The sequence below is a fragment of the uncultured Nostoc sp. genome, assembly GCF_964245575.1.
Lineage (GTDB): Bacteria > Cyanobacteriota > Cyanobacteriia > Cyanobacteriales > Nostocaceae > Nostoc.
The window spans coordinates 11449-23121 of sequence record NZ_CAXTNP010000119.1 but is presented as its reverse complement, the minus strand read 5'-3'; the positions used below and the strand labels follow the sequence as shown (position 1 = coordinate 23121).

Annotated in this window: 10 protein-coding genes and 1 pseudogene; 2 read left to right on the top strand and 9 right to left on the bottom strand. The window is 43.1% G+C overall.

The window, feature by feature from the left end; genetic code table 11:
• Positions 1-45 precede the first annotated feature (45 nt).
• Positions 46-2202, bottom strand: coding sequence for a pentapeptide repeat-containing protein (locus ACFFAP_RS19440; RefSeq protein ID WP_375512735.1), 2157 nt, complete (start codon positions 2200-2202; stop codon positions 46-48).
• Positions 2203-2381: 179 nt separating this feature from the next.
• On the bottom strand, positions 2382-2723 hold the full coding sequence (locus tag ACFFAP_RS19435) for a hypothetical protein (protein ID WP_375512734.1): 342 nt from the start codon (positions 2721-2723) through the stop codon (positions 2382-2384).
• 386 nt (positions 2724-3109) lie between these two features.
• Between ACFFAP_RS19435 and ACFFAP_RS19430 the strand changes: the two genes are divergently transcribed.
• Positions 3110-3550, top strand: a complete 441-nt coding sequence (locus ACFFAP_RS19430; protein WP_375512733.1) for a hypothetical protein — start codon at positions 3110-3112, stop codon at positions 3548-3550.
• 138 nt (positions 3551-3688) lie between these two features.
• On the opposite strand, the gene ACFFAP_RS19425 is transcribed toward ACFFAP_RS19430, so the two are convergent.
• The 6 genes from ACFFAP_RS19425 to petB form a co-directional block, all read right to left on the bottom strand.
• Positions 3689-4060: a hypothetical protein gene (locus ACFFAP_RS19425; RefSeq protein WP_375512732.1), complete on the bottom strand. Its 372-nt coding sequence runs from the start codon at positions 4058-4060 to the stop codon at positions 3689-3691.
• Between the two features lie 83 nt (positions 4061-4143).
• Positions 4144-5325, bottom strand: coding sequence for a glycosyltransferase (locus ACFFAP_RS19420; RefSeq protein WP_375512731.1), 1182 nt, complete (start codon positions 5323-5325; stop codon positions 4144-4146).
• Positions 5326-5335: 10 nt separating this feature from the next.
• The gene (locus tag ACFFAP_RS19415; protein WP_375512730.1) at positions 5336-6325 is read right to left on the bottom strand and encodes a GDP-mannose 4,6-dehydratase; all 990 of its coding nucleotides are present in this window, start codon (positions 6323-6325) and stop codon (positions 5336-5338) included.
• A 495-nt stretch (positions 6326-6820) separates the two neighbouring features.
• Complete coding sequence (locus ACFFAP_RS19410) at positions 6821-7264, bottom strand: anti-sigma regulatory factor (protein WP_109012771.1); 444 nt, start codon at positions 7262-7264, stop codon at positions 6821-6823.
• A 537-nt stretch (positions 7265-7801) separates the two neighbouring features.
• Positions 7802-8284, bottom strand: coding sequence for a cytochrome b6-f complex subunit IV (gene petD / locus ACFFAP_RS19405; protein WP_094352635.1), 483 nt, complete (start codon positions 8282-8284; stop codon positions 7802-7804).
• Positions 8285-8539: 255 nt separating this feature from the next.
• Complete coding sequence (gene petB / locus ACFFAP_RS19400; protein ID WP_375512729.1) at positions 8540-9187, bottom strand: cytochrome b6; 648 nt, start codon at positions 9185-9187, stop codon at positions 8540-8542.
• 620 nt (positions 9188-9807) lie between these two features.
• On the opposite strand from petB, the gene ctpA reads away from it, so the two are divergent.
• Positions 9808-11052, top strand: coding sequence for a carboxyl-terminal processing protease CtpA (gene ctpA, locus ACFFAP_RS19395; RefSeq protein WP_375512728.1), 1245 nt, complete (start codon positions 9808-9810; stop codon positions 11050-11052).
• 202 nt (positions 11053-11254) lie between these two features.
• Here the strand turns inward: ctpA and ACFFAP_RS19390 are convergent.
• Positions 11255-11476: pseudogene (locus tag ACFFAP_RS19390) on the bottom strand (ATP-binding protein); the annotation flags it as partial.
• Between the last annotated feature and the right edge of the window lie 197 nt (positions 11477-11673).

Sequence of the window (11673 nt, the reverse complement as noted above, 5' to 3'; positions counted from 1 at the left end):
CTGCCTCCCTCTGCTCCCCTTGCCTCCCTTGCTCCCCATCTCATTCTACGGGCAACGGGGATGAATGCCTCCTTGAGTACAAATGTACGCTAATTGCTTAGAATCTAAATTTTTGGCTTGAGAAAAATCAACCCCTTGGACTACGGCAGATACTGAGCCTAAATCTGGGGTTTGAACAAATTGATCTGCTGGATCTTGTTTACTAGGAGCGAGAATTGCCCCCTTAAAATCTGCTCCGGCAACATTTGCCCCCCGTAAATCTGCAAGACTCAGATCGGCATTTTGCAAGTTAGCGTTTTCCATCTGGGCAGAACGCAAAACAGCACCAGCTAGACGAGTGGCGCCCAGGTTAGCATTGCGGAGATTAGCACGATCCAAATAGGCTCCTGATAAATCTGCCCCTTGCCAATCAGTGTTAGTTAAGTTGGCAAAGGATAATTGCGTTCCTATGGCAGTGGCGCGACCTAAACGGGCAGCGTAGAGATTGGCTTCGTTCAATTTAGCGTCACCTAAATCTGCTCCAGTCAAGCTAGCTTTTTCCAAAACAGCGTTTCGCAGATCGGCTCCTACTAATTGGGCGCTGTTGAGTTTAGCCTCATATAGACGTGCGTTGGATAAGTTGGCTCTGTTGAGAGTGGCGCGGCTCAAATCAGTCCGGTTCATCAAGACGCGACTGAGATTAGCATCAGTAAGATTGGCTTGCTGCAACTGAGCTTGGCTTAAATCAGCCATCACATCGTCGTAGGTATCCGAACGTCCATCTTCACCCACGTCTCGAAAGCGGCTACCCTTAAAGCTGGCTTGATTAAGATTTGCAGATTTAAACTTAACTCCTGATAAATCAAGGTTGTCTAGTACCAAGTTGAAGAAGGAACTTCCTGGAGTCCCGCTTTGACCTAATTGGGTGCTACTAAGGTCAACGCCCTCGATTTTACCACTGTAAACAGAGAGAATCTTGTTGATCGTCCGTTGGTTTCTTTGTAGCCGCCCTTGCCTTAATTCTCGTTCTTGGGTTGCAGTGCTACCCACAGACTCTAGTTCGCTAACCAAAAACTGATTCTTATTTTTTAATTCTGGGATGGCTTGGGGCCCGACAGTTGTCAAAGCTTGTTGAATCGTATCCAGGATGCTGGGGTTGGTTTCACTAACCAAGAGATTCGCCAGAAATTTGATGGACTCTGGGTCATTAAGACCACCTATAGCCAGTATTGCACTTTGGCGTTGCTCATTAGTCGCCCCAGAGTTGGGAGCTAATTGTTTGACAAGTTCGAGGAACTGTTGGCTGTTGATTTTCTCGGTTGCTCGCTGGGATTGTTGAATTTGGATATAAACTTGAGTGCCGATTAAAGTTGCCAATACAGCAGTCATACTCGTAAGCCCTACCCCAAACAAAGTCAGATTAGGATTTTGCTGTATCCGCCGCCACAGATTAGGCGAGTGGTTGGTTTGGGCTGCCGCTAATTCTTCTCCCTCCTGCCATTCTTCTGCTTCATCATTACCATCAGTAGACTGAGCTTGTTTGTTGTTAGCTAAGAGTGAGGATGGCAAGGGACGAGTCGCATCTACTGTATAAGTGCCTGCAAGTTGATCGTGCAATGCGCGACGCCCCCGGCGCGACGGTAAGCCTATCCCTTCACCTACAATCATTAACAAAGACAAAAAAGTGAATAATCCTAAATTAGGAAAAGCAAAGCTGTAGCGCCACAGCAGATAGGCGATGGAAATGGGTACAGTCCAACGCCCAACTCCTTCTCTGATCACCACTGCCCCCAAACCAGGTGGTCTTCCTTGCTCGTTGACAACCCGCACTTTTAACCAACGTTTAGGAATTGTGCTACCAGTCTTAGCCAGTAAATACAATTGCCACCATGAGAGAGTTACAGGTGCTAACAGGGCAATTGTCCACAAAATATTAGTCGGCCATGCCACGTTACGGATGCCATAGCTCACAGGTAGAGCCAGGGGTCTAGCGATCGCTCTTTCTGTGACTACCAGCACGGGGTTAAGCGGCACTCGGTTAAGATCGCTTCTAGAATTGGCATAAACACCAATGCCGAAGGGAATCAACCCACTAGTAACTACTAGTGTAATTTCAGCCGCCCAAGCAGCAAAACGCCTACTTGCTAGGAGCAGCGAACTGGCTCTTTCTGGTTGTTTTGACTGACCAGATTGATTACTTCTTTTAACAATTGGTGTCGTCATTGCATAATTTCCTTTGACATTATTTATACGCCGTGATCGGCACAATTAAAATAGACTAAGCTAATCGGCAAAAAGAAAAGCATGTTGAAATAGAATTTTGGAGTCATAAGTCAGGAGCCTTTTGTATTATGGCTCCTGACTTTCATAACTACGGGTATGCAAAGTAAATGCATATCATATTACTTACGTTGAAAGCTACTAGACACAAAAATTTTGTATCCAACATACACTAACACTCCCAAAAGTGCCAGACTGATTACAGATGCAACCAGTTTAAACACTGCTTGCAGCATTGCCAAGCCTACTAGCACCGTCACACCCGAAACTACCAGCTTTTTTGTCCCAGATAAGCTGTTGAACCAAATCTGAAATCGCTCCAGTTGCAAGTTAAATTTGGCAAAAACAGACTGAGGTATCTGTTTTTGCTCTTGTGGTTGGGGAACCACTTCCGGCGAATAATTAATCTCTGCCTCTAGCTTATTGAGGCGACGCTGCAAGTCTTCTTCTCTTTGAGGATTCATCAATCTTTTCTACCTCAGCTAGGTTACTTATTCCACAACAGACCAACCAAATTGTATTTTTGGTGGTTGTCTTAGTGATTTTAGCTAATGTCTGTGTGTGCAATACCTTTCTGGGCAGTAAAAATTATGATGATTTTTGGAATTTTAGCGTGTTACGGATTGAAGTGCAGAATGTAAAGTAGAATATTTGGTGCAAAAGCGCCACTAAACATAGATAATTTGCACGATTAATGGTCTTTACACCCATTAAATTTTCACAAAAAATCCTGAATTTAATGGTATTGTTTTATACGGCAGCTTTTGGAACTAAGACGGTTTTCTGTCGTCTATATAAATCAGACGATATAACAATATTGCTCTAGAAAAAATCTGGAGCATTAATTAAAATGAAAACGCTTAGGCTATTTACAATTGTTCCTACAGCTTTGGCGATAAGTTTGGTTTTCGCCCAGACTAATTTGGCACAGAAACCAACAATTCAAATTAATCGAAATCTCCAAGCAGATCCACTGGTTTTGAAGGGAAAGTCTGGGGGAACTGTCAAAAGTAATTGTGGCAATATTACCACTGAACCTAATCAAGTTATCCAGGTTACAGAATCACTACCTTATTTGCGATTAACAGTAGAGAGTGAAGGGAAACCAACGCTATTGATCGATGGGCCTGGGGGGCGTTTTTGTGTAATGGCAGATAAATATTCTGGAGGCAACCCAGAACTTTCTGGTTACTGGCAGGCAGGAACATACTCAGTGTATGTGGGCGAACTATCCCAAGGAAAGCCAAGCTTTAACTACACCCTCTCAATCTCGCAACAAACAAACAAATAGTCATTTGTCCTTTGCTAATGACCAATGACCAATACTTCGACTCCTTTCGACTTACTTCGACTTACCTCGGCTTCGCTCGGCACAAGCCGCTTAGTACAAGTCGCTCAAGGCAAGTGACTAATGACTAATGACTAATGACTAATCTTCCAGTGATTTGGCTGGGATTTCTACAGCTTTGACATCAATTGTGCCTTCTGGTGTGAAGCGCTGAAAATGGCTATTTTGTACTAACAATGACTCCCCACAGTTAGGACACTGCAACTGACTGTTATTTAAACCTGTAAATTCATATCTACAGACGGGACACTGGTCAGCAACCAAGTTACGTTGCAGCCACCAACGAAACCCAAAAAAAGCCACAATGGGTGCCAAAAACAGCAACCCGACAATAATTAGCAACGAATTTACCAACCAACCCAAGCCCAGTGATACCAGCAACCAAATAACTGCCAGCAGGGTAAGCCAAGGGCGGAGATTTAAAAGATTCAATTGAAATGACTTAAAGCTCATTTTATTAAATTTCGTCCTGCTCTCCTTCTAGGATAGCGATTTTAGTCATTGGTCATTGGTCATTTGTCATTTATCATTTGGACTCAAATGGACTTCATTACTGAGGATAGAAGAATTTTTTGCAAGTGCTGTTGAAAGGCATCTATGCCAAACAGAGCGATCGCTTGTTCTCGTAGCCACTCTCCATTACATCGCAGGTCATTTCCTTGAAGCATTTCTATACAAGCCGTTGCTACCGCATCAGGGCTGCGGTGTGGTACTCGCCATCCCAGTTTACCATCTTGCAAAGGATCAGCTGAACCATCGTCGTCACCGGATAATACTGGCACTCCACAAGCCATTGCCTCTAGATAAACTATGCCAAAGCCTTCTTGCGAAGGCATAATATAGGCATCAGCAAGGCGGTAATGTTCCATTAATTCTTCTGTAGCAACGAAACCAGCAAATACGACGCGATCGCTCACACCTAAACATGCAGCAAGTTTTGCTAATCGCGGTTGGTCATCGCCGCGACCAATTACTAAATATTTCACTTCTGGCAAAACCTGAGCGATTTGTGGTAATGCCCGAATCGTTACATCTACACCCTTGTAAATATCCCCTGACCATAACCGCGCTACTGTCATTAACACCTTAGCACCAGTTAAGCCATACTTCTTTCCTAATTCTGGCTGCTTTGAACCAGGAGTAAATTTATCCCCATCAATTGCACAAGGCATCATCTGTACTATTTTCGGGTTTAGACTATTAGCAGCACAAGCGCGATCGCGGCTGTAACGACTAATTGTCCAAATTCCAGATGCTGATGTCAGGGCGCGACGTTCTTGATTTTTGAGCGGTTCCCAGACTTCTTTACCGTAAGTTAGCACGGTGTAAGGAATACCCAAAGGCTGGCAAAGAGTTTTTACTAATACTCCTAAGTTAATATGACCGCAGAAAACTTGTTCTGGACGGTTTTGCAAAAGACACTTGAGTAAAGCTGCTGCCATTTGTAGTCTCCCCAAATAGGGAGACTGATTTTTAAAGTAATGAAATTTTAAGTTCTTGTCTTTAAACGGATTTAAGCTATCAGGACTATCTCGCAGCAAAAAGACTTCCGCTTTGTAGGCTTGGCTCAATCCCTGATAGACCCGAAAAATATCTTTTATATATGATTGGATACCGCCTTCGTGGGCAAAAATTTCTAAAAACACGAAGACATGGTTGGTTTTTTTGTTAATTTTATTACCTAACTTGAGGTTTTCTGTCACTGTAGTGATATGCATGTTAGGTTATTTACACTTGCGGTAAAGGCGCGATCGCACCGCTTTGTAACCGTTCTAAATCTGTTTTTACCATTTTTTCTAAAAGTTCCTCAAAGCTCACTTGGGGTTCCCAACCAAGGTTTATTTTAGCTTTACTAGGGTTAGCTACTAGTTGAAAATGCTCATCTTGTCGCAATAAGCTGGTATTTAAAACTATATGGTGCGTCCAATCCAATCCTACAGACTCAAAGGCTGCGGCAACTAAATCTCTAACACTGTGCAGTTTACCAGTGCCTATCACATATTCTTCTGGTTCATCAATTTGCAACATTAGCCACATTGCTTCTACATAATCTCCCGCAAATCCCCAATCGCGTTTGGCATCTAGGTTACCCATTTCTAAGGTGTCAGTTAAACCCAATTTAATCGATGCAGCTGCCAAAGAAACTTTGCGCGTAACAAACTGAGGTGGCCGGAGAGGAGACTCATGGTTATATAAAATTCCACTACAGGCAAATAACCCATAGCGCTGTCTGTGATGCATCATAGTCCAATGGGCGTGCATCTTGGCCGCCGCATAGGGATTTTTGGGGCGAAAAGGCGTTTCTTCATCTTGAGGCGAAATAAATACATCGCCAAACATTTCTGAACTGCTGGCTTGATAAAATCTGGTAGACAAACCAACTTTTCGTACTGCTTCCAAAAGCCTGGTAGCCGTACCAGTTATCAGATCCAGGGTTCCCAATGGGTCGTTCCAAGAGTCGGGTACAAAACTGGGAGCCGCTAAATTGTAAATTTCTTGGGGACGCAATTGTTCAACTGCGGTCAACAACGCCGCGTTATCCCTCAAGTCAACCGTAAAAATTTCTACCTGATTTGCCAGTGTTCCTAGCTTGGTCAAATTAGGTTGTCGATGCGGGGGTACTAATCCTACAACTCGGTAACCACGGTTGAGGAGCAAATGGCTGAGATAGTAGCCATCTTGACCTGTAATTCCTGTAATTAGGGCTGTCTTAATCATATTTTGTCCCCTATTTCCTCTATCTCTTTAAGCACAAAATGACACTTGTTGGAGAACAAAAATAAGACTCTCAACACTGCTGACAAATATTAACAAGGGAGCTAGTGTAACTCGAATGTTATCTTTACTGTATTCATTAATTCTTTTTATACAACAATATTCTTTGAGGCTTTACAAAAAAATCATAATCAATAAGCAATTTTACGTAAAAAACATATTACTCTAATCTAGATAATATTGAAAAAGAGTATACTTTTATCAATCAAATAACTATCATATTTGATCAAGGACTCCTTTTGCTCGTGTTTCTGTTTTGAGGTGAGATTTATTTATGTTCAAAGTAGAAATATTTATTTATTTCGAGACGCAAAGCGCGTTCGCTTTGGGCGTCTCGTAGAGAAAAATAATGTGTCCAAGTTTCAGCAGCCCTAAATTTATTGATGGGGTTCTCTCCTCTGCCCCCAGCCCCTTTTCCTCTTCTTGGCTGCTTCACTTTTACTTTTGCGCTTCTTGAGAGTATTTGACGATGAGGAGGCAATTTCTACCATCTGCACCACGTTCGTATACAACACGATCAGCCAACCGCCGCAGGAGAAACCATCCATAACCGCCTACTTGCAGCGTACCTGGCTCTGGCTCTGCGATCGCATCAGGATTGAAAGGTTTTCCATAATCCCAAATTCTAATCTCTAGTCGGTCAATCCACAGATAAATGTTAATCTCAATGGTTGTTTCCGGGGGTAAAGCATGATGAGCGTGACGAACAGCGTTGGTAAAGCCTTCTGCTAATGCTAAATTTAGGCGATCAAGTTGGGTTTTTGACCAGCCAAGTTGAGACAAATGTTGCAGACAAAATTGCTCGAACCATTCTTGCACCTGGTTTAGGAGACTGAGTTCGCTCTTAACCGTCAGATGGTCTTGCTGCACTATGCTAAACATTAACTGTGACTTAAATATAAGTAAACCCAAGTTGCTAGTTATTAAATTTTGCACTTTTCGCAGAATTTCTTTGATATAGAAAAATCTAAATTGAGATATTCTATGTCCCAAAAGACAAAACATGAACGATTTTTGCATTTCGAGAATTGTAACTAGCAACTTACGTTAAGTAAGTGAAAAATGTTTGTATTTGATGACTTTTGGTGATTTTAAATTTTGGAATAGCTTTTCCATCCAAAACTTCAGATCCCAGATGTAATCTGAATTATTAAATCAGTGAACAGTCAACAGTTATCAGTTATCAGGTGTAGAGGCCGTAGCTTTTATACCCGCCACTAATACCTAGCACTAATCGGCGGCATAGTGATTAATTTTCAGTTGGAAGTTTTCGCCCATCATATAGTGGGGGACTTAAACCCAGTTATCAAAACTTTTAACTGATAACTGTTAAAATTGACGCCTGTAAATTTCTTTCAAAAGCACATCTACATCTGCTTTTGAAACTCACAGGCGTCAAAGCACTTTATGGTGACTAATTTAGAATAGTCCCAAGGTCAAAGATTTATCCAATGGCAAGGCAGCACCAATACCCAGCCACAGGGTGACAAGAGTACCAACGAGGAATACTGTGGTTGCAACTGGACGGCGGAAGGGGTTTTGGAACTTATTCACGTTCTCAATAAAGGGAACGAGGATTAGACCTACTGGTACGGAACCCATTGCTAACACTCCTAAAAGTTTGTTAGGAAGCGATCGCAAAATTTGGAAAACTGGATACAAGTACCACTCTGGCAAAATTTCCAATGGTGTGGCAAAAGGATTTGCTGGTTCACCGGTCATAGCAGGGTCTAGCACAGCTAGAGCTACAATCGCCGCGAACGAACCCATGATCACGATTGGAAAGACGTAAAGTAGGTCATTAGGCCAAGCGGGTTCACCATAGTAGTTGTGACCCATGCCTTTAGCTAGTTTGGCTCTTAACTGAGGATCGCTCAGGTCAGGTTTTTTTTGTGTTGACATTTTGAAATGTGCTCTCCTGCTTAAGTTAAATTAAAGCATTTGTGAAAGCTATCAGCTACTAGGCAACCCTAAGGCGGCAAACAGCGTTTGTCTATTTCTGGTCAGCCGCCTAGAGGGTCTCTACAGCTTTAGGCTTCAGATACAAGGGTTTGTTTTTTGGAACTTATGTGCAATTAATTTTTTGTGTTTCATAAGTTTAAAACAAACAACTTCATCTGGGAACTGATAAATGTTGCCTTTCGCTAATAGCCGAGATTACAAAGGACCGGAAATGCCTTGTTTGCGGATCATCAAGAAGTGAAATAGCATGAAGACTGCAATCAACCAAGGCAGTACAAAGGTGTGTGCGCTGTAGTAACGAGTTAGTGTTGCTTGACCAACACTTGAACCGCCGCGCAGCAGGTCGGAAATCAGAACGCCAACCACGGGAATTGCTTCTGGTACGCCGCTAACGATTTTCACAGCCCAGTAGCCAACTTGATCCCAAGGTAGGGAATAGCCGGTGACTCCAAAGGAAACTGTAATCACGGCCAGGATGACACCACTTATCCAGGTTAGTTCGCGGGGCTTTTTGAAACCACCGGTTAGGTAAATCCGGAAGGTGTGCAAAATCATCATCAATACCATCATGCTGGCAGACCAGCGATGGATGGAGCGAATTAACCAACCGAAGTTGACTTCATTCATGATGTACTCCACAGAGGAGAAAGCTTCAGTAACTGTTGGTCTGTAGTAGAATGTCATCGCAAATCCAGTGGCAAACTGGATGAGAAAGCAAACCAGGGTAATTCCACCCAAACAGTAGAAGATGTTGACGTGGGGAGGGACGTACTTACTAGTAACGTCTTCGGCGAGTGCCTGAATCTCCAGGCGTTCCTCAAACCAGTCGGAAACGTTGGCCATACAATCTCAAGTTCCTAAAAGTCGGTTGCGGTTGATAAATCCCGAAGTTTTGAATCGGCAGAAGCCTTCGCTCAGACTTCTCTCCCAATTAGCAATTTTGGGATTTTAGTAAAGAGGAGTTTTTTTGGAAAGCTTGTCAGCTTTTAGCGTGCTAAGAGACTTCAGAAACTTTACACTTTTTTACATACTCCCTCGAATCCGCTTGCCTAACGGCACGCGCAAGGGACGCTAAATTCGGGGGATTCTGGGCTGCTAACAGCAATTGCAGGCATAGCCCTGACATCGCCTAACCCAGTTTTTTCGTTGCCCCGACTGCACAAAGGCTGAATTTATTCAGCCTGTTCACTTATATCTTCCGGTTAGAAACCGGGAGATAGAAGTATCACGCCCCGTAAAGAGGAAATATATTGCGATCTCTTTACGCCCCTACACACAAAATGGTGGACACAAAGTAGATTTTATCCTTTGGTGAGTGGATACGATGCCTCAGTTGACTGAACAACTTGATGAGAAAAATGCACCACTTCTATAAAAAAAGTAACATAATCGAGAGATAGATTTCATCAACAACAGAGCAAGTGGGCATTATCTAGGCAATTTGGGTTGAGGTGGAATTGATAATGGGGTTCATGAATAAACAAGTATTTCGGGTTGGATTTTCATTGTTAATGGCGTTTTGGTTGGCGTTGGGTACGCTCACCCAGCCGGCGATGGCTTTGACGACAGAACAAAAGCTGGTTTCGGAAGTATGGAGAATTGTTAATCGTACTTATCTAGATGAGACGTTTAATCATCAAAACTGGGCGGCTGTGCGGCAAAAGGTTCTAGAGAAGCCACTGACAGACTCAAATGCTAGTTATGCAGCAATTGGGAAGATGCTCAATAGCCTCAATGATCCTTTTACACGCTTTTTAGACCCAGAACAGTACCGCAGCTTACAGGTCAATACTTCTGGGGAACTGACTGGGGTTGGATTACAAATTGCTCTAAATCCTGAGAGTGGGAAGTTGGAAGTAGTTGCTCCTATAGCAGGTTCACCAGCAGATAAAGCGGGAATTAGACCACGCGATCGCATTCTCAAAATTGAAGGCGTTTCTACAGAAAATCTTACCCTAGATGAAGCTGCGACTAAAATGCGTGGCCCCAGTGGCAGCCTTGTTACTCTCCTCATCGAACGGGACGGAGAGGCAGAAACAGAAATTAGACTGACACGCGATCGCATTGCTCTTAACCCTGTAGTTTCAGATTTGCGTGTTTCTCCTGAGGGTACGCCCATTGGCTACCTACGTCTCACTCAATTCAATGCCAATGCCTCAACGGAATTGGCACACGCTATTTCTAGTCTAGAAAAAAAAGGCGCTGCTGCCTACATTCTGGATTTACGAAATAATCCTGGGGGGTTATTACAATCAGGAATTGAAATCGCCCGTCTGTGGTTAGACTCTGGTACTATTGTCTACACTGTGAACCGACAAGGCATTCAAGGTAGTTTTGAAGCCTTTGGGCCAGCCCTGACGACCGATCCTCTGGTGATTTTGGTGAATCAAGGAACTGCCAGTGCTAGTGAAATTCTCGCCGGCGCACTTCAAGATAATGGTCGTGCCCAGTTGGTAGGCGAAACCACATTTGGCAAGGGCTTAATTCAATCTTTATTTGAATTATCAGATGGTTCGGGCTTGGCAGTCACAATTGCTAAGTATGAAACTCCTCAACACCGGGATATCAATAAACTAGGTATTAAGCCAGATAAAGTGATTTCCCAAGAGCCAATTAACCGTGAACAGATTGGCACCCAAGTGGATCTGCAATATCAAGCAGCAGTGGAACTTTTGAAGAAAGACTCGGTTGTGGTGGGAAAGGTGTAAAAAGTTAGGAGTTAGAAGTTTGCCTTGTTCCCAATCTCTGACTGGGAACAAGCGAATAAATTCTTATCCGATAGCTCTTGAACGTGCTGCCTATAAATACCAGCACATCCAGACCGTAGCTGCTTTTAGGCAAGCTGTATTTTAGTGCTATGCCTACGGCGGTAAACTACACACTTTTCTCTAAGAGGTCAAAAATCTTTTATTTTACTTCTTCGGTCATTCCCTTACCATTATCAGCAATGATAATTTTTATCCAGTCTTCTTCTAGGGAAGTTGTAATTATAATTCGATTACCTTTAAGCTGAATATCCTCAAAGCTGCGTCCATTATTCGATTCTTCTAAAGCATCAATAGCATTGGCTAAAATATTCATAAATACCTGATTTAATTGACTAGGAAAACATTTAATCTGGGGTAGATTTCCGGAGATTGGGGACTGGGGATTGGGGATTAGGCAAGAGAGAGGGAGTTAAAACTTAGACGTTGAGCTTCTGAAGGTGGAAGTTGAGCTTCTGAAGGTGGAAGTTGAGCTTCTGAAGGTGGAAGTTGAGCTTCTGAAGGTGAACGTTGAGCTTCTGAAGGTGGAAGTTGAGCTTCTGAAGGTGGAAGTTGAGCTTTTGA